Here is an 18,694-nt window from a genome sequence, read left to right as displayed (position 1 = left end):
CATTGTTGTACGGATTCTCCGAACAGGACAGCCGGAATTGTGAGATGGACGTGTCGCTCGCGTGCGACCTACCGTCGAGGACATGCCTGCTTCGACCCCCGCCCCCACCGCTGTGCCGTCGCCCGCGTCGACCGCCTCGCCCGCCACCGAATCCTTCTGGGCCGATGCCGAGAAGCACCTCGTCCGCTACGGCCCCGAGTTCACCCGCGAGGTCATCGACCGCGCCGCCGGAAGCTTCGTGTACACCGCCGACGGCCGGAAGATCCTCGATTTCACCTCCGGCCAGATGAGCTCGATCCTCGGCCACTCGCACCCGGAGATCGTCGCGACCGTCCAGCACCAGATCGGGAACCTCGACCACCTCTTCAGCGGCATGCTCAGCCGCCCCGTGGTCGACCTCGCCCGCCGCCTGTCCGACACGCTGCCCGCGCCGCTGGAGAAGGCACTGCTCCTGACGACCGGCGCCGAGTCGAACGAGGCCGCGATCCGGATGGCGAAGCTCGTCACAGGCAAGCACGAGATCGTCTCGTTCGCCCGGTCCTGGCACGGCATGACGCAGGCCGCCGCGTCCGCCACGTACAGCGCGGGCCGCAAGGGCTACGGCCCGTCCGCGCCCGGCAACTTCGCCATCCCCGCGCCGAACGCCTACCGGCCCGACTTCACCACGGCCGACGGCTCCCTGGACTGGCGGCGCCAGCTGGACTTCGCCTTCGACCTGATCGACGCCCAGTCGACGGGCAGCCTGGCCGCGTGCCTGATGGAGCCGATCCTCAGCTCGGGCGGCATCATCGAGCCGCCGCTCGGGTACATGGCGGCGCTGCAGGCCAAGTGCCGGGAGCGCGACATGCTGTTGATCCTCGACGAGGCCCAGACCGGCCTGTGCCGCACCGGGACCTGGTACGCCTTCGAACGCGACGGCGTCGTCCCCGACATCCTCACGCTGTCCAAGACGCTCGGCGCCGGACTGCCCCTCGCGGCCGTGATCACGAGCGCCGAGATCGAACAGCGGGCGCACGAGCGCGGGTTCCTGTTCTTCACCACGCACGTCTCCGACCCGCTGGTGGCCGCCGTCGGCAACACCGTCCTCGACGTCCTGATCGCCGACAAGCTCGACGAACGCGCGCGCTCCCTCGGCACGTTCCTCCGCGACGGCCTGCTGGACATCGCCGCCCGCCACGAGGTCGTCGGCGACATCCGCGGCCGGGGCCTGCTCGCCGGACTCGAACTCGTCGTCGACCGCGAGACGAAGCGGAGTTCCAGTGAACTGGGCGCCCGGGTCACCCGGCGCTGCCTCGAACTCGGTCTGCACATGAACATCGTCCAGCTCCCCGGCATGGGCGGAGTCCTGCGGATGGCCCCGCCGCTGACCGCCAGCGAGGACGAGCTCTCGCTCGGCCTGACGATCCTGGACCAGGCGATCGCCGAGGCCCGCACCGCCCGCTGAACGGTCAGTGGCTCCTCGGCGAGCCGGCGCCCCGCCGACTCGCCGAGGAGCCATCGGTCAGCACCGCGCTCGCGACGACATCGAAGAGATGACCGGCGCGGGGCGCGAGCGAGGGCTGGTCGTTGAGCCACGCCAGAGCTCCGACCAGGGCGAACAGATCGGTGCCGTCGATGTCGGCCCGGGCCGCGCCCGCGGCCTGGGCGCGGGTGAGCAGGCGTGTGCCCGCCGCGCGCATCGAGACGCACGAGGCGTGGAGCGCGGACTCGGGGTCCTCGATGGCGGCCACCATGAGCGCCACGACGCCCCGGTACTCGTGCGCGCCCGCGACGCACTCGCGCAGCCACGAGACGAGCGCGTCCGCGGGTGAACCCGCCGTCTCGAGCGCCGCCGCCCGCCCCGCCAACTCGTCGAACCTCGCGCGGAGCAGGGCATCGAGCAGCGCCTCGCGCGTCGGGAAGTGGCGGTACAGCGTGCCCAGCCCGACGTCGGCCCTGCGGGCGACATCGCGCAGCGACGCGTCGGCGCCCTGCTCGGTCACGACGTCGCGCGCGACGTCGAGCAGGTGGTCGTAGTTCTTCTTCGCGTCGGCTCGCATGGGCCTTCCTCTGTGCCTTCCCCGCCGATGTGCCTTCCCCGCCAAGCCCCTGTTGCCAGGCTTTCCTTGCCAAGCGGAGCAGTGCTCCATATATTCGGAGCACTGCTCCGCTAAGGGTAGCCCCTCCGCAGGGAAAGGTGAAAGCCATGCCTACAGGCACGATGAAGGCGATCCGGGTGCACGAGTTCGGCGGCCCAGAGGTGCTGCGCCACGACGAGGTGCCGATTCCCGAGCCGGGCCCCGGCGAGGTGCTCCTCCGCGTGCGCGCGGTGGGCGTCAATCCCCCCGACTGGTACGTGCGCGAAGGCATGCGGAACATCCCGCCGGACAAGAGGCCGCCGCTGAGCCTGCCCGCCATCCTCGGGACGGACGTGTCGGGCATCGTCGAAGCCGTCGCCCCGGACGTGCACGGTTTCTCCGTCGGCGACGAGGTCTTCGGCCTCCTGCGCTTTCCCAGCCTCGAGGGCAGCGCGTACGCCGAGTACGTCGCCGCGCCCGCCGCGCACCTCGCCCACAAGCCCGCGCGCATCGATCACGTACAGGCCGCAGCGGTACCGATGGCGGGCCTCACCGCGTGGCAGTTCCTGATCGAGCTCGGCCACGACCACCCCTCGCCGTTCCAGGCGGCACGCCATCGCCCGATGCCGCTGAACACCGGGACGACGGTGCTGATCAACGGCGCGGCGGGCGGCGTCGGCCACTTCGCGCTGCAACTCGCCAAGGGGAAGGGCGCACGCGTCATCGCGGTCGCCTCGGGCACGCATGAGACGTTCCTGCGCGAGCTCGGCGCGGACGAGTTCATCGACTACACGAAGAGCCGCCCCGAAGACCTCGCGCACGATGTCGATCTCGTGCTCGACACCGTCGGCGGTCGCGACAGCGGCCGTCTCCTGCGCACGCTCAAGCGCGGCGGTGCGCTGTACCCGGTGTTCCCCGGCGACCACGACGCCGAAGAGGCCGCGAAGCTGGACGCCACCGTCTCGGCCACCCAAGTGCGCTCCCACGGCCCCCAGCTCGCGGAACTCGGGCGCCTGCTCGACGCGGGCGCGGTGCGCGTCGCCATCGACAGCACGTATGCGCTCGCGGACGCGCGCGACGCCCACGAGCGAGCCGCCCGAGGACACATCCAGGGGAAGATCGTGCTCACGGTGGCGTGAGCCGAGCCGCTCGGAACGGTCAGGAACGGAGAAGCGACGGCGATCGGCCGCACCTAGTGTGGCCTGCATGAACACCACATTGAAGGTCAGTGCCATCATGCTCGGCGTCAAGGACGTGGAGCGTGCCAAGAAGTTCTACGTCGAAGGCCTGGGGTGCGCGATCGACCAGGACTTCCCCGGTTTCGTGAAGTGCGACCTCGGCGAGGGCTCCTCGCAACTGGTGCTCTACGCCTGGGACGAGGTCGCGGCGGACGCCGGTGTCCCCGCCGCAGGATCAGGGTTCCGCGGCGCCTCGTACCACTTCCTCACCGACTCCAGGGAAGAGGTGGACGAAGTGATGAGTGCCGCCGAGGCCGCCGGTGGCACGGTGGTGAAGGAGGCGGCGGCCGCCGACTGGGGCGGGTACTTCGGCTGCTTCAGCGACCCCGACGGGCACCTGTGGAAGGTCGCCAACGCCACCTGACCGCACGCCGGGCCCCGTTTGGAGCGCGGACCCTGATCGGGGCGTGTGCTTCGATCCGGGCGTGCACAGGTTGATCAGAGCGTGCACAGGGTCAGGGCCAGACCGGTCAACCCGGTCGCAAGGCCCGCCACGGCCTGCTTGCGTCCGGCCCCGTGCATGCGGTGGGCGTTGGCCCACCCGGTCACACCCAGGACGAGGGCGGGCACGGGAATGGTGCCGGTGACCGCCCGGACCGGCGGGATCAGGGCGCCGATGACGGAGAGGGTCCCGTAGGCGAGCGCCAGGGTGGCGAGGCCGTTGAGCGGGCCCTTCGCCGGTGCCGGGGAGGTGTCCTGGACGGCCTGCTCCCGAGGCTCTCCCAGCAGGGGAGCGGTCTCCTCGGCGGGGGCGGGGGCGAGCGTGTTCGTAGGCATACGACTCCAAGTCGTCGAGGACGGCGGGGGAGGGGGCGACAGACGGGCGGCGGCGCCGGGCCACGCGAGGGAGGCCTCGGCGCCATGCCGTCGACCCTGTCGATGCTAGGAAGCCCATAGGCATAGATCAAAGACGCATTTCCACGGGGAAACATAGAGTGGGGCTATGGCAGCCCCACCGACCCTCCGGCAGCTCGAATACCTCCTCGCCGTCGTGGAGACCGGCTCCATCACGGACGCCGCGGCCCTCCTGCACGTCTCCCAGCCCACGCTCTCCCAGCAGCTCAAGAGCCTGGAACGCACCGTCGGCACCCCCCTCCTGGAACGCACCCCGCGCGGCGCCCACCTCACCCCGGCAGGCCGCGCCTTCCTGCCCGGCGCCCGCCACGCCCTGTCCGGCGCCGAGCGCGCCACCGGCGCCGCCCGCGCCGTCGCCGACATGGTCCACGGCGAAGTGCACCTCGCCGCCGTCCTCAGCGTCGCCCTGGGCGTCGTCCCCGGCGTCCTCGCCGCCTGGCACCAGCGGCACCCGCGCGTCGACGTGGTCCTGCACGAGTACGCCGACCTCGCCTCCTTCGCCCGCGCCATGGGCGACGCCACCGCCGACGTGGCCGTCGGCCCGCTCCCGGACGGCTGGGAAGGGCCCCACCACCCCCTGGGATCCGAGGAGTTCGTCGTCCTCGTCCCGCCCGGCGACCCCCTCGCCGGACGCAGGACCGTGCGCCTGGAGCAGCTCGCCGAGCGCCCCTGGGTCCAGTACGGCCGCACCCACGCCCTGGCCGCCACCGTCGAAGACCTCTGCTCCGGCGCCGGATTCACCCCGCACGCCGCGATCCGCTCCACCCAGACCGCCGCCGTCCCCCGCCTCGTCGCCGCCGGACTCGGCGTCGGCCTCGTGCCCGCCAACGTCCTCACCCCCGACTTCCCCGGCACCGCGCTGCGCCTCACCCCGCGAAGGCGTCGCGCCCTGTCCGTGTTCACCCGCCCCGGCCCGCACCCCCTCATCGCCGAGCTGGTCACCGTCACCCGCGAACACGCCCGCCTGACGCCCGATCACCTCGCCGAGCGGCTCTCCTAGTCGACTGGTCGACGCCCTTTCCGCCCGTCCGGTCGCGTCCCGCCACCGGCCGCCGCGGCATGTCCCCGTGGCAGATACCGGGCAGGGCAGGTCCAGACTCTTGCGCGACTGACGTAGACATGCCACTTTCCTTGCTCGGTACGTCCCACACGTACCGCGGTACGGCACACGTCACCGTCAAAGGAGCCCCCCACATGAGACGCACCACCTGTGCGCGTCTGGGCCTGTCCGCCCTGCTCGTCACCGGATCGCTCGCCCTGGGTGTCACCCCCGCCGGCGCCCAGAGCGAACCGGCGCCCTCCGCGACCCGTCTCAACGCTCTGAACGCCCAGGTCGAACGGCAGCTCGGCGCCGACAGCGCCGGCACCTACCTGGACCGGAAAACCGGAAGCCTCGTCGTCACCGTCACCAGCGACGCCGCCGCCGAACGCGTCCGCGCGACCGGCGCGACCCCCAAGCGCGTCGAGCGCAGCGCGGCCCAACTCGACGCCGCCATGGACGCGTTGGAATCCCGCGCCAAGATCACCGGAACGTCCTGGGGCATCGACCCCCGCACCAACCGGATAGCCGTCGAGGCGGACCGCTCGGTCTCCGCCCGCGACCTGGCCCGCCTGCACCGCGTCGCCGACTCGCTCGACGGAGCCGTACGCGTCAGCCGCGTGCCCGGCACCTTCAAGCGCGAGGTCGCGGGTGGCGACGCCATCTACGGCGGCGGCTCACGCTGCTCGGCCGCCTTCAACGTCTCCAAGGGCACCACCAAGTACTTCGTCACGGCCGGGCACTGCACCAACCTCAGCGCCAACTGGTCCGCCACGTCCGGCGGTGCGGCCGTCGGCGTGCGCGAGGGAACCAGCTTCCCGACCAACGACTACGGCATCGTCCGCTACACCAACGGATCCTCGCCCGCCGGCAACGTCAACCTCTACAACGGCAGCTACCAGGAGATCTCCTCCGCCGCCGACGCCGTCGTGGGCCAGGCCATCAAGAAGAGCGGCTCCACCACCAAGGTGACCAGCGGCTCCGTGACCGCCGTCAACGTCACCGTCAACTACGGCGACGGACCCGTCCACGGCATGGTCCGCACCACCGCCTGCTCCGCGGGCGGCGACAGCGGCGGCGCCCACTTCGCGGGCACGGTCGCCCTCGGCATCCACTCCGGCAGCTCCGGCTGCACCGGCACCAACGGCTCCGCCATCCACCAGCCGGTCCGGGAGGCCCTGTCCGCGTACGGCGTCAGCGTGTACTGACCCGCGTACGCGAGCACGCACGGCCCCCGACGGCAGGGGGCCCGCCTCCACCTGACCCCCGGCGGCAACTCCGGTTGCCGCCGGGGGCGTCAGCGCGCCAGGCCGAGCGGCACGTGCACCGGCCGCGCCGCGATCCGCGCCCGGTCCTCGTCCGAGGCGAACCGCTCGTCGATGCGCCGCACCGCCTCCGCCCAGTCCGCACGGCTGTGGATGCTGTTCAGGGTCTCCACGACGAACGGATCGTCCCAGCGCTCGTACGACCGCCGCCACAGCACCTGCGGGTCCTCGGTCAGCAGACTGCCCACGGTGCCCTCGTAGATGGGCATCGCGCGCACCTCGCCGTCCGGCTCGATCTCCATGGGGCGGAAGCTCGGGGTGCGCGCCAGGAACGCCGGGTTCATCTGGACCTCGAAGTTCTCGGTGGTCTCCACCGTGACGGACGCCGGCGCGGCCGCGCGCAACCGCTTCAGGGTGTCCGGCGCGATGAGCTCGGCGACCTGGTCGTCACTGAGCAGCTCGTGCTCGACGAACGACGGCCGGCTCGCCAGACCCGTGGGCACCACCGCGCCGAAGTACAGCGTCTCCAGATGCGGGAAGCGGGGTGCCACCCGCGCGCACATCTCCTCCAGTTCGTCGAAGTTGCTCCGGATCACGACGTAGTCGATGCCGAACCGCGGCGCCCGCAGCCCCTCCGCCTGGCGGCGGGCGACCTCCGCGTCGATCCGCGCGAGCCCGGCCGTCGCCCGCTCGAACGACCCGACGCGGCCGCGAATCCGGTCGTGGGACTCGGCGCTCGCGCCGTCCAGGCTCACCACGATCTTCGTCACCACATCGGAGAGCGCCTCGACCGTCGACGTGGGCAGCGCCCATCCGCTGGTGTACAGGAAGACCCGCACCCCCGCGTCGTCGAAATGCCGCGCCAGATCGATGATGCGCTTGATGGTCAGCGGTTCGCCGCCGCACAGCGTAATCATCTTCGGCCGCATCGAAATGATCGCGTCCGCGACCCGGATCATTTCCTCGTGCGTGAGGTTCTTCGCGGGCCGTCGCCCCGATTCCGTATAGCAGTGAACGCAGCGCAGGGGGCACGCGAAAGTGACGTCCCAGATCACGGCGTTGGGATTCCTGAGCGACTTTTCCATGGACGTTTCTCCAGGCAGAGGGCCGGTGTGCATTCCGGCTTCGCACCCTAGGAACCCCGGCCGAAACCCGTCGTCCGTAGCGCGGTACGCAATCACTCGCCGCCACTACGCAGGCGTTCCGTACGTAAGGGGTACGGCCCGACGATCTTCCGTGGTCGCCTTCCGCCTTTGCGTACCCGAGTACGGATCTGCGTGGCCACACGGCCGATTAGCTTTTTTCCCGGCAACGCAGTGCACCTGAGACGGAGAGGAGGTGAATCACCATGATGTATCCGCCCCCGACCGTCGGCGACTGACGGTGACGCATGCGGGCGGTGGCCGCTCCCGAGCCGGAGCGGCCACCGCACCCTTTTGGCCACGACGGCCGACGGGTTCGAACCGGCGGAGGGGACAGATCCATGACAGCCACGAGCGGCGCCAGCGTGGACACGAAGGCCGGGAAGACCGGCCCGGGCGGCGCGGACCAGGAGGGGAGCGCCGTGTGGGCGCTGATACGCCAACTGCCGCGCGTCGCCCGCGGCCTGACCCTCGTGCTCGCCCTGCTGATCCTCGCGCAGGCCGCGGGCAGCGCCCTTCTGCCCCTCGCCACCGGACACCTCGTGGCCGCGCTCACCAGCACCCCGAAGTCCCTGGACAGCATGACGGTGGGGCTCGCGCTGCTCGGCCTCGTCCTGATCCTGGACGTGGTCCTCGACCCGATCCGCACCATGGTGGCCTCCCGCCTCGGCACCGCAGTCGACGGCGCGACGGCCCAGCACACCGTCGACGGCGCCCTGCGCCCCGCCCAGATCGACCACTTGGACGACACCGAGGTCGCCGACCGCATCGAGCGCGCCCGCGCCGTCGGACTCGGCGCGCACCCGCCCGGCCAGGCCGTCACCGCGCTGGCCGGGCTCGTCCCGCTGCGCCTGACCGGACTGGTGTCCGCCGCCCTCCTGGGGTGGTACGGACAGTGGTGGATGCCGCTGGTCCTCGGCGCGGCCTGGGTGATCACCGGCCGCTGGCAGGAGAAGGAGATCGGCCGGTCGGTGTCCGCCCACTCCGGCAACACCGCGCAGCTGCGGCGCGCGGCCTACCTGCGCGAACTCGCGACCACCGCGCCCGCGGCGAAGGAAGTGCGGCTCTTCGGGATGCGCTCCTGGCTCGTCGAACGCTTCAGCACGGCCTGGTGGGACGGCATGGTCCACATGCGCCGCGCACGGGTGAGCCCGCGCCGGCACGCGCTGGCGATCGTGTTCCTCCTCGCCGCGCACCTCGCCGTCGTCCTCACGCTGGCGTTCTCCGCGGCCCACGGCTCCCTGTCGGTACAGGAGTTGACGGTCGCCCTGCAGGCGCTGCTCGGCCTCTTCGCCCTCGGCTTCAGCGGCGACCTGCAGTGGACCCTGCACACGGCGAGCGCCGCGGTGCCCGCGGCGCTCGCGGTCGGCGAACTGGACACCAAGGCCGCGCCCGGGACCCGTACCGCGACGGCTGCACTGCCCGGCCGGGAGATCCGCTTCGACCAGGTGTGCTTCAGCTACCCCGGCGCCACCACCCGCGTGCTCGACGGCCTGGACCTGACCATCCCCGCGGGATCCTCGCTCGCGATCCTGGGCGACAACGGCGCGGGCAAGAGCACCCTCACCAAACTCCTCGCCGGCCTGTACCTCCCCGACCGGGGCCGCGTCACCGTCGACGGCCAGGACCTCGGCGACTTCGATCCGGCGGCCTGGCGGCGCCAAGTCGCCGTCGTGTTCCAGGACTTCGTCCGCTACCCCTTCTCCGTACGCGACAACGTGACGTTCGGCCACATCGAAGCGATCCCCACCGACGACGAACACCTCCTGGAAGCCGCACGCCTCGGCGGCTTCCACGGCGTCGAACAGGAACTGCCCAGCGGCTGGAACACCCTCCTGAGCGGCGCCTACACCGACGGCACGGAACTGTCGGGCGGACAGTGGCAGCGCCTCGCGTTGAGCCGCGCCCTGTACGCCGTGCGGCACGGCGCCCGCGTGCTCGTCCTGGACGAGCCCACGGCCCATCTCGACATCGAGGCGGAGCACGAGCTGTACGCCCGCTTCCTGGAGATCACCGCCGGACTCACCACGATCCTGGTCTCGCACCGCTTCGCCACCGTGCGGCTCGCCGACCGGATCGCCGTCGTGGAGGGCGGCCGGATCAGCGAGTACGGCACCCACGACGAACTGCTCGCCTCCCAGGGACGGTACGCGCGGATGTTCCGCGTGCAGTCCGAACCCTTCGACGCACACCAGGGGAGCCACAGTGGCTGACAGCCGACGCACGTCACGGGAGCCCGGGAAGGGGCGCCGGAGCCGGGCCCGCAAGTGGCTCGCCGGGATCCGCCTGCTCGTCGGCACGGCGATCCACGTCGACCGCCGCCGCGCCCTGCTCGTCCTGATCCTCTCGCCGCTCCTCAACGTCGTCGCGGCACTCCAGGCCGTCGGCCTGCAGTGGATGGTCGACGGAACCAGCGGCGACGACCGCGCGCAGCTCGTGCGCGGCGGGCTGCTCCTGCTCGTGGTCACGGTGTTCGTGCACCAGGCGGCGGCCATCGCCACGGACGTACGACTGGTCCTCCAGCAGCGCATCGGGCTCGAGTTCGACCGCCGCCTGATGAACCTGTGCTCGTCGCCCGCGCACATCGGGCACTACCAGGACCCGGACTTCCTGGACACCGCCGAGGTCGTACGCCAGCGCCGCGGCGAATTCGGCACCGGCTTCGCGGCTCTGGTGGAGAACGCCAACCTGGTGGCCCGGTGCATCGGCGCCCTGGTCCTGCTGGCGTTCGCCAATCCACTGCTCGCGCTGCTGCCGCTCACCATCGTGCCGTTGGCGTCCGCCAACCACTGGCAGGCGCGTCTGGTCGCCGAGGCGGAACGGGCGGGCGCGGCGGCCGACCGGCACCGCATGGCCCTGTTCTCCCTGGCCACCGACCCGGTCCCGGCCCGCGAGGTACGCCTGTACCGACTGTCCGGCGAGCTGTCGGCGCGCCACCGGGATGCCTTCCTCGAGGCGAGCGTCCCGCGCGAGGCGGCACGGGCCAAGGGCGCGTGGGCCGTGGCGGGCGGCTGGCTGTTCTTCAGCGGCGCGCTGATCGGCGGCCTCTACCTCATCTCCCGGTCCGTGATCGACGGCAGCGGCTCCGCGGGCCAGGCGGTCCTGGTCCTGCTGCTCAGCACCCGGCTCGTCGGCGCGACCACCGGCCTCGGCTGGCTGCTCGGCTGGCTGCGCCGCGCACTGGACACCGTCTCGCAGTACCTGCGCCTGGTCGACTACCCGCAGGGCGATGTCACCACCGGCGAGGGCCGGGCCCTGCCGCCCCGAGGCGACCTCGTCCTCGAAGGCGTGTCGTTCACCTACCCGGGGCGTACGCAACCGGCCCTCGGACCCGTCGACCTGCGCCTCCCGTCGGGCGCCACCGTGGCCGTGGTGGGCGACAACGGCGCGGGCAAGTCCACCCTCGTCGCCCTCCTCGCCGGGCTGCAGCCACTGGGGGAGGGCCGCATCACCTTCGGCGGCCGCGACCTCAGCGAGGTGTCGCCGCAGGTGTGGCGCGCCGGGGTGACGGCCTGCTTCCAGGACTTCTGCCGCTTCGAGCTGCCCGTCTCCGAATCCGTGGGCCTCGGCGACCTCAAGGCGCTGGAGGACCGCGACGCGGTACGGGCGGCGCTGGACAAGGCCGGTGCGGGCGACGTCGTGGCCGGGCTCGACGCCGGACTGGACACCCAGCTCGGCCGCACCTACCCCGACGGCACCGACCTCTCCGCAGGCCAGTGGCAGAAACTGGCCCTGGCCCGCTCCCGGATGCGCACCCACCCCCTCCTCGTCCTCCTCGACGAACCGACCGCCAGCCTGGACCCGGACAGCGAGGCCGACCTCCTGCGCCACTACCTGCGCGCCGACAGCGCCCACGCGGACACCATCACCGTCATCGTGTCCCACCGCTTCAGCACCGTCCGCCAGGCCGACCTCATCGTCGTCCTGGACGGCGGCCGGATAACGGAGCTCGGCACGCACGTCGAACTGCTCGCCCGGCGGGGGCGGTACGCGAGCATGTACACGTTGCACTCCGCGGCGTACGCCGAGACCGCCCCGGCCGAGTCGGTCCCGACCGAGGCGGTTCCCGTCGAGGCGGTGCAGCCCGAGACGGTTTCGGCCCAGACCGCCGAGGCCGAGGCGGTGCCGGTCGGCGCGGTTCCGGCGCCCGACACGGCCGGCACCGCGGCTTCCGATCCCGCTCCGACCCCGACGCAGCCCCCGAATCCTGCGCCCGCCCCCGTTTCCGCTTCGGCGGCGGGCGCGGGGTCAGGTGCGGTGGAGGGCGGTCGGTAGCTCCTTGCGGGAGTGGACGCCGAGCTTGCGGTAGATGCGGGTGAGGTGGCTCTCGATCGTGCGGACGGACACGCCCAGGCGATGGGAGATCATGCGGTCGGGCAGTCCCGCGGCGGCCAGTGAGGCGATCTCCACCTCGCGCAGGGTGAGCGCGTCGGGCAGCGGCCGGGGCGGAGTGAGGCCGAGGCGATGTCGTAGGCGGCTGGCCAGGACGACCGCGTCGCCATGGTGGCGGCCCTGGGCGGGCAGGGTCGTCGCGGCGTGCTCGGCGAGCCGCCACGCGGGTGCGTCCATGCCGAGGGTGTCGAGGCGGGTGGCGTGGTCGAGGAGCTCGGTGCCGATGCCGCGGGACAGCGCCAGGACGGCCTCGGCAGCGGCGATCAGCCGGGGCGCGTCGACGTGCGGGACGGCGACGGTGAGCCGCTCGACGACATCGGCGGGCGGCCGGGCGGGCGTCAACCAGGCCGTGTAGACGAGGTACTCCACCTCCACCGCCCAGCATCCGGCGGCCCGAGCGGCCTCGATGGCACCGCGCATGTGACCGGTCGCTGCCGTCGTGTCGCCGCGGGCGACGGCCACGGCCGCGTGGGCCCATTGCCATCGGCCGGGCATGATCGAGACCGCGTCCGGCGGGCAGGCCGCGAGTGCGCGTTCGGCGTCCTCCAACCGCTGCTCCTCGGCCAGGCACACGGCGAGCCAGCACACCGCCTCGGTCCGCAACAGCCGCCTGCCGCTGAGCTGTTGGACGACCGCCTCACGCAGCCGGTCGGCCGCGGCGGGCCGATTGCCGAGCACCCACTGGAGACAGCCACCGATCAGCGTCGAGAGAGCGCCGTTGAGGTGCCCGGCAGGAGCTGACTTGCCGGGACGGGCTGTTGGGCGTGCTGGGGGCGCCGCGTCTGTGAGGCCTGTGTGACCTGCATGACCTGTGAGGTCTGTGGGGCCCGATGAGTGTGCTGAGCCTGCCGGATGGGCTGGATCTGACTGCTCCGGTCCTCGGAGCCCGGCCCCCTCACCTGCCCGCCCTGCACCTGTCCCCGCTGTTTCCCGTGAGTTCCTCTCCCGCGGGCTGTCCGGCACGCTCCCGAGGGCGAGGTCGTCGACGAGGGCCTGGATGTCGGTGGCGCGCCAGAGCTCGGTGAAGGCGCAGACGGCGGCCGCCCATTCACGTTCCCAGGGGCTGCTGGCCGGGTTGGAGGCCGTGGTCTCGGCGAGGGTGACCGCGTCGAGCGTCCTTCCGGTCAGGGCGAGGGACACGGTCAGGGCCAGCCGGGCATAGCCGGGACCCGGCCCGCGGGTGTCGTGGCGCAGCACCCGCTCGGCGAGGGCGAGAGCGCTGTCGATGTGCCCCGCGCAGAGCAGGACCAGGGCGCGCATGCCGTCGACTGCGGCTGTGGCCGAGGGCGAGGCCGGGGTGAGCCGGGCGAGGTGGAGGTCGGCGGCCGCCGGGTCCCGTTCCGCCCAGCAGCGGTGGGCGCCGAGTGCGATGGCCGCGCCCAGCCTGCCCCCGGGCGTGCGGGCCTGGGTGTGCGCCTGTTCGAGTACGGCGCGGGCCTGGGCGGTGTCGCCGAGTTCGACCAGGGCGTGGGCCAGTGGCACGGCGGCCGTACCGGACTGCTCGTGCGCGCGCCGGGCGAAGCGGCAGGCGAGCTGCGGGTCGTGCCCGCGAACCGACTCGGCCGCACGGATCAACAGCCCGGCGTCGACGGGCCCATGGGCATCGAGCTGCCAGCGGGCCAGCGTCACCGGATCGGGCGGGCTCGCGCACGCGTCGAGCAGCGCGGCGGCCAGTCGGCGCCGCCGCAGCCGGGGCATGCGCTGATGGACGACGGCGCCGAGCATCGGGTGACCCAGGCGAACCAGGAGCTGTCGCCCCGGGCCGTCGGCGGTGTGCAGCAACCCTTGGCACTCCAGGTCCTCCAGGCGGCCGGAGAGGCCGGGGGCGACCGCTTCCAGGACGGGCAGGGGCAGGGGCTCGCCGAGTGCGACGGCGGCCAGGGTGTCGTGATCGGCGGGGGAGAGGTGGTTCAGTTCGTGCTCGAACAGTTCGGCCAGGCGCGGCGGCACCGTCAGGGGGCCGCGCCACCGCCAAAGCCCGCCCTCGGCGACGAGGTGCCGCGAGACGCGGGCGTGGCGGACGAGTTCGGTGAGCAGCAGCGGGTTCCCGCCGGTCCACTGCTGAAGACAGTCCACGGTGGCCTGGGCGACCGGCCCGCCCACCAGACTGTGAACGAGCTGCTGCGTTTCGATCCGGCCGAAGGCGGCCAGGTCCAGGCGCTCCAGATAGCCGTCCTTCCACAGCGCCACCACCGCGTCCGACACCGGCGGGTCCGCCGCGCAGGCCGACCGGGACCGGGCGGCGACCATCAACCGCACCGTCCCCTCGGCGGCCAGACCCAGCGCCAACGCCGCGCCCCGGTCGTCCAGATGGTGCGCGTCGTCGATGACGAGCACCGGTATCCGCGCCCCGGCACGCCGGAAGAGTTCGGTGTGGAGCGCGCCGTACGCCTGGTGGTCGTCGAGCCGGTCGCAGGCACCGAGTACGGAGCGGAACGCCCCGAAGGGTACCTGCCGGCTCGCCTGCGTCGCGGCCGTCCACACCACCTCGAACCGCGACGTGGCAAGCCGCCGCGCGACGGCGGAGAGCAGTGCCGTCCTGCCTACGCCCGGCGGACCGACGATCGCCGTACCCCGCCTGGCCACCACGGCCGCCAAAGTGGTGCGGAGTTCTTCGTCCCTGGCGACGAACGCACCCATGCCCTGGTTGTCTCGCATCGGTTTTCTCCCCCACGCGCGGCGCGGCCCGCTGACATCCGACGTCCTGGCCGGGCTCCGCCGCACCGTTTCAGGAGACCCCCGCGGGCACGGGCGGTCTCCCCTTCATGAGCGAACTCGGGTGACCTGCCTGGCATAACGGGCCTCAGCGGCACGGACGAGCCGCACGAGGGTCCCAAGGGCGGGTCGTATGTCCGGTGCTCTCCCGTGCACCGGCCGCGTCACGCCGCGGGCGAGCCGTCCCTCAGGACGGCCGAGCACCGGTCCCTGGGGACCGCAGGGCTCTGCGCGGCGACAGGGCAAGCCCACGGCATCGTAATAAACGACCCATGAATGCCCACTCAACGCCGCCCCGCTGCGGGCCCGTTCGCCTCCCGCCGCACAGGGCCTGCCCCGTGCGGCGGAAGCGCTGCTCGGTGGCCGCTCAGCGCCTGCTCAGTGCTGCGCGGTGGTGTGGGTCTGCCGACGGTAGTGCCCGGGAGCCTGCCCGTGTTCGCGCTTGAAGGCTTTGGCGAAGGCGTATTCGGAGCTGTACCCGGTGCGCGCCGCGATGGTGGTGAGAGGCGCTTGTGTCTCCCGCAGCAGCGTCGCGGCGGTCGTCATGCGCCACCGCGTCAGGTACGCCATGGGGGGTTCGCCGACCAGGTGCGTGAAGCGCCGGGCGAACGCCGCGCGGGACAGCCCGACCCGTTGGGCGAGCGACTGGACCGTCCAGGGAGCCGCAGGGGTCTGGTGTATGGCCGACAGGGCCGGAGCGACGGCCCGGTCCCCGAGGGCCGCGGCCCAGCCCCGGGCGGTGGCGGGCGCCTGGTCCTCCAGCCAGGCCCGCAGGATGTAGAGCAGCAGGGAGTCGATCAGCGCGGGAACGATCCCGGCCGATCCGATACGAGGAGAGTCCAGCTCGGCCTTGAGCAGCTGCACGGCCGCACTCAGCTCCGCGTGACGGCCCTGCCCGGTGGGAAGGTGGATGATCTCGGGGAGCTGGCCCACCAACGGGTGCGGACGCCCCTGGTCCAGGTGGTAGTTGCCGCACAGCAGACTCGTCTGGGGCCCGTCTCCGCCGATGGTGACGGTGCCCAGGACGGGGCCCGCGCTGAACTGCTCGGGCTGTTCCTCCACCGCCGGTGTGGCGGGGTCGTCGGCGAGGATGTGGCCCCGGCCGTCACGCAGGAAGACCACGTCCCCCGCGGTGAGCGCGACGGGTGCCAGATGGGGTGCGTCCTCCAGCGGGACGAGCCAGCAGGTCCCGGACAGCACCACATGGAATCCGGCCCCCGCGACCGGGGGAAGCCGCAGCCCCCAGGGGGAGCGGCCGAGGGTGCGCACGGACGCGGGGCGCCCGGTGCGCATCGAGGACAGCGCCTCCGTCAGGACATCCACCACTTGCCCAGCCCCCGACTCCTGCTCCGCGGCGACTCCGCCTGCCCCGACTGTGCTCCCCGGCCCTGTTCCTTGCGCCGGTGCACCGGGCCGATGCCACATCGTCCCTGACGCACCAGCTCAGCCGAACCGGCACCCCACCTTACGTTCCCTCTGCCCCCGGCCCGGTCCCGCCTCAGTCGACACTCAGTACGACCTTGCCCTGGACCCGACCCGATGCGACGAGCTCGTGTGCCTTGGCGGCCTCGGCGAGAGGGAAGGTCTCGGCGACGTGCGGACGGACGGCGCCGGTGTCGACGAGCCGCGCGATCGCTTCCAGCGAGGCGTAGTCGGGCTCGACGGAGACCCCGGCGAAGCGGCGCCCCGCAGCCTCCACCCGTGCGGCCAGCTCCCGGTCGCCGTGTTCCATGATGCTCACGAGCGTGCCGCCGGGCCGCAGCACGGACAGCGAACGCTCCCCTTCGGAGCTGGAGTCGAAGACGACGTCCACCTCTCCGGCCGCCTCGGTGAAGTCGGTGGTGCGGTAGTCGATGACCTCATCGGCCCCCAGGCCGCGCACGAAGTCGTGCTTGGGCGCGCTGGCCATCGCGATGACATGAGCGCCACGGGCCTTGGCTGTCTGTACGGCGAAGTGCCCGACACCCCCGGCCGCGCGGTGGACCAGCACCCGCTGCCCCTCGCCGACCCCGGCGGCGTCGACCAGCCCCTGCCAGGCGGTGAGCGCGGCCAGCGGCATGGCGGCGGCCTCCACGTGGTCAACGGCCTCGGGCTTCCGGGCCACCTGACGCGACGGCACCGCCACATACTCGGCGTACGCGTTCGCGGCACGCGGGAAGAACGGCATCCCGAACACCTCATCACCCACGGCGAACCGGGCTCCCGGTCCCGCTTCCTCCACGACTCCGGAGATGTCCCAGCCGACCCCGAACGGCGGCTCACCCAGCAACGGGTAGGCACCCGAACGCACCGCCACATCAACAGGGTTCACCCCGGCCGCCCGGACCCTGACCAACACCTCCCCACCGAGCGGAACAGGACGGTCCACCTCGACCACCCGCAGCACCTCGGGCCCACCGAACGTCTCCTGCCTGACAGCACGCATGACCGATCTCCCTCATATGTCCCGGAGCCCTTGAGCGCGACCCGCGCCCCGCCGCTCCGACTGGCTGATGCACATCACTTTAGGAAGATCGAACGAGCCGCTGAATATCTACCAGTCTCCCAAAGATGTCTCATCGTCTACCACGGGCTTCTGCTGGCCGCCCTGGCCGGGCCGCAGCACCAGCGCCCGCAGTGCGGCGACGGCTTCGATGTCCGAAGCCGTCGCCGACCGCATGTCCCGGTCCACCGTGATCGCCGCGCGACCGGGGCGCACCGCGCCCTCGGCATGGGGTGACTGGGACTCCGGAACGCCCCACCCTCCGAATATCAGAGCATGATGAGCAGACGCGTATTCGGCTTGAGTTTCCTGTTCACCGAACGACTCTGCACGTACACCTCCAACTTGGGATTGTTCCCCGCCTTCACGGAAACGGTCCCCTGGATGCCCGTACCGAACAGGAGGCTGCGCGCCGCATCGCCCGTATAGGCGCGGTCGGTGTCCTTCTCGACGACAATGACTTCCTTGTTCTGCTGGACCTGGGCCCGAGCCCCCAACTGGTAGTAACAAGCCCCACGTTCATAAGTCACCCCCGGATGCGAGTCGACGAACGAACGAATCTCGACTTCCTTGTCGACCTTGAGGAGCCGGTACTTGTCAGCCGGAATCGGCTCGAGGTTCGCCCGCACTTCGTCGAGCGATATGTCCTGCCCGACGGCGAACAGGTTCTTCGTGCCCCGCACACCCTGCTCGCGGCCCCGGAGGAAGCTGGTGGCGGCGGCGCGCACGGTGCCGATCGCCTCCTCGACCCCCTTCTGGGAGTCGGCGTCCCAGATGGCGATGTTCCCCGCCGGGAACCCGTAGTTCTGCGCGGTGCGCTTGGCCAGGGAGTTCGGCACGAGGATCGCGGAAGTCCAGTGCCCGGGCAGCCCGCCCATCGTCGCCGTGATCCTGTCGAGCCAGGGCCCGAGGATGGCCGGGTCCCCGTCGTGCCGCCGATCCCCGCCGGAGGCGTTCTCCTCGCCGTCCGTCACCACGATCTGGAGGAAACTGTGCTCCCCGTACTCCTCCCAGATGTGCCCCAGGTCGTCCAGAGACTTCAACGAAGCCTCAATGAGGGCCGTGGCGCCATTGTTGACCTGATACAGACCCCGCATCGACGGCAGATGCTTCACGTCCATGTCCCAAACCAGGTTCTCCACCCTGTGATCGAAGGAATAGAGACTGATCCGGGTCTCATGCCCCAGGCTGTCCGACTCGGCCTTCAATCCGGCCACGAACTCGTCGACCACGCGAATGAGCTGGCTCTGATGTGGGCGCATGGAACCCGAACAGTCCACCACCAGCGCGACGTGATTCACCTTGTGCTGGATCCTGTGTGCGGACATGTTTGTCCTCCCCCTCCGAGGCTCCCCGAGTGATGTATTCACTCTATGGGGAGGCACTGACAACGCCCTTTGGTGTGCCGTCACCTGAGGTCGCCTGGTGCGGTGCCCAGGCGGCTGAGGATGTCCGGTGTTGCCGGAGTCACCGACAGCGGGCCCTAGTCACGCGGGTGCGACGAGTCGG

Annotated in this window: 14 protein-coding genes; 7 read left to right on the top strand and 7 right to left on the bottom strand. The window is 71.7% G+C overall.

What is annotated here, in order from left to right:
• Positions 1-82 precede the first annotated feature (82 nt).
• Positions 83-1,444, top strand: a complete 1,362-nt coding sequence (locus ACFVHO_RS00440; protein WP_385707956.1) for an aspartate aminotransferase family protein — start codon at positions 83-85, stop codon at positions 1,442-1,444.
• A gap of 4 nt (positions 1,445-1,448) precedes the next feature.
• Here the strand turns inward: ACFVHO_RS00440 and ACFVHO_RS00435 are convergent, their stop codons facing one another.
• Positions 1,449-2,039 (bottom strand): TetR/AcrR family transcriptional regulator, encoded by a 591-nt coding sequence (locus ACFVHO_RS00435; protein ID WP_385707953.1) that lies wholly within the window; start codon positions 2,037-2,039, stop codon positions 1,449-1,451.
• Between the two features lie 146 nt (positions 2,040-2,185).
• Here ACFVHO_RS00435 and ACFVHO_RS00430 point away from each other — a divergent pair, with 146 nt between their 5' ends.
• The gene (locus ACFVHO_RS00430; RefSeq protein ID WP_385707950.1) at positions 2,186-3,196 is read left to right on the top strand and encodes an NADP-dependent oxidoreductase; all 1,011 of its coding nucleotides are present in this window, start codon (positions 2,186-2,188) and stop codon (positions 3,194-3,196) included.
• Between the two features lie 67 nt (positions 3,197-3,263).
• Positions 3,264-3,659 carry a VOC family protein gene (locus ACFVHO_RS00425; RefSeq protein ID WP_385707947.1) on the top strand — a complete coding sequence of 132 codons (396 nt, stop codon included), beginning with the start codon at positions 3,264-3,266 and terminating at the stop codon, positions 3,657-3,659.
• A 74-nt stretch (positions 3,660-3,733) separates the two neighbouring features.
• Here the strand turns inward: ACFVHO_RS00425 and ACFVHO_RS00420 are convergent, their stop codons facing one another.
• A complete protein-coding gene (locus ACFVHO_RS00420) occupies positions 3,734-4,072 on the bottom strand; it encodes a hypothetical protein (protein ID WP_385707944.1) in 339 nt (112 codons plus the stop codon).
• A 166-nt stretch (positions 4,073-4,238) separates the two neighbouring features.
• Here ACFVHO_RS00420 and ACFVHO_RS00415 point away from each other — a divergent pair, with 166 nt between their 5' ends.
• Both ACFVHO_RS00415 and ACFVHO_RS00410 read left to right on the top strand, forming a co-directional pair.
• Positions 4,239-5,150: a LysR family transcriptional regulator gene (locus ACFVHO_RS00415; protein WP_385707941.1), complete on the top strand. Its 912-nt coding sequence runs from the start codon at positions 4,239-4,241 to the stop codon at positions 5,148-5,150.
• A gap of 194 nt (positions 5,151-5,344) precedes the next feature.
• The gene (locus ACFVHO_RS00410; protein ID WP_385707938.1) at positions 5,345-6,397 is read left to right on the top strand and encodes a S1 family peptidase; all 1,053 of its coding nucleotides are present in this window, start codon (positions 5,345-5,347) and stop codon (positions 6,395-6,397) included.
• A gap of 89 nt (positions 6,398-6,486) precedes the next feature.
• On the opposite strand, the gene ACFVHO_RS00405 is transcribed toward ACFVHO_RS00410, so the two are convergent.
• Positions 6,487-7,539 carry a radical SAM protein gene (locus tag ACFVHO_RS00405; RefSeq protein WP_385707934.1) on the bottom strand — a complete coding sequence of 351 codons (1,053 nt, stop codon included), beginning with the start codon at positions 7,537-7,539 and terminating at the stop codon, positions 6,487-6,489.
• A gap of 398 nt (positions 7,540-7,937) precedes the next feature.
• On the opposite strand from ACFVHO_RS00405, the gene ACFVHO_RS00400 reads away from it, so the two are divergent.
• Together ACFVHO_RS00400 and ACFVHO_RS00395 are read left to right on the top strand one after the other, a co-directional pair.
• Positions 7,938-9,809: an ABC transporter ATP-binding protein gene (locus ACFVHO_RS00400; RefSeq protein ID WP_385707931.1), complete on the top strand. Its 1,872-nt coding sequence runs from the start codon at positions 7,938-7,940 to the stop codon at positions 9,807-9,809.
• The gene (locus tag ACFVHO_RS00395) at positions 9,802-11,871 is read left to right on the top strand and encodes an ATP-binding cassette domain-containing protein (RefSeq protein ID WP_385707928.1); all 2,070 of its coding nucleotides are present in this window, start codon (positions 9,802-9,804) and stop codon (positions 11,869-11,871) included. Before ACFVHO_RS00400 ends, ACFVHO_RS00395 begins: the two co-directional genes overlap by 8 nt.
• Here ACFVHO_RS00395 and ACFVHO_RS00390 read toward each other — a convergent pair.
• The 4 genes from ACFVHO_RS00390 to ACFVHO_RS00375 all read right to left on the bottom strand — a co-directional run bounded on the left by ACFVHO_RS00390 (position 11,845) and on the right by ACFVHO_RS00375 (position 18,513).
• The gene (locus ACFVHO_RS00390; protein WP_385707925.1) at positions 11,845-14,646 is read right to left on the bottom strand and encodes a LuxR C-terminal-related transcriptional regulator; all 2,802 of its coding nucleotides are present in this window, start codon (positions 14,644-14,646) and stop codon (positions 11,845-11,847) included. The two genes, ACFVHO_RS00395 and ACFVHO_RS00390, sit on opposite strands and share 27 nt — an antisense overlap.
• A gap of 435 nt (positions 14,647-15,081) precedes the next feature.
• Positions 15,082-16,029: an AraC family transcriptional regulator gene (locus ACFVHO_RS00385; protein WP_385707922.1), complete on the bottom strand. Its 948-nt coding sequence runs from the start codon at positions 16,027-16,029 to the stop codon at positions 15,082-15,084.
• 172 nt (positions 16,030-16,201) lie between these two features.
• Positions 16,202-17,128: an NADP-dependent oxidoreductase gene (locus tag ACFVHO_RS00380; RefSeq protein ID WP_385707919.1), complete on the bottom strand. Its 927-nt coding sequence runs from the start codon at positions 17,126-17,128 to the stop codon at positions 16,202-16,204.
• Between the two features lie 326 nt (positions 17,129-17,454).
• On the bottom strand, positions 17,455-18,513 hold the full coding sequence (locus tag ACFVHO_RS00375) for a VWA domain-containing protein (RefSeq protein WP_385707916.1): 1,059 nt from the start codon (positions 18,511-18,513) through the stop codon (positions 17,455-17,457).
• Positions 18,514-18,694 lie beyond the last annotated feature (181 nt).

Origin of the sequence: Streptomyces sp. NPDC127108 (assembly GCF_042677545.1) — a bacterium.
In the GTDB taxonomy this organism is placed as follows: domain Bacteria; phylum Actinomycetota; class Actinomycetes; order Streptomycetales; family Streptomycetaceae; genus Streptomyces.
Note: the sequence above shows the minus strand (reverse complement) of the source record. Positions and strands in the feature narration are given on the sequence as shown.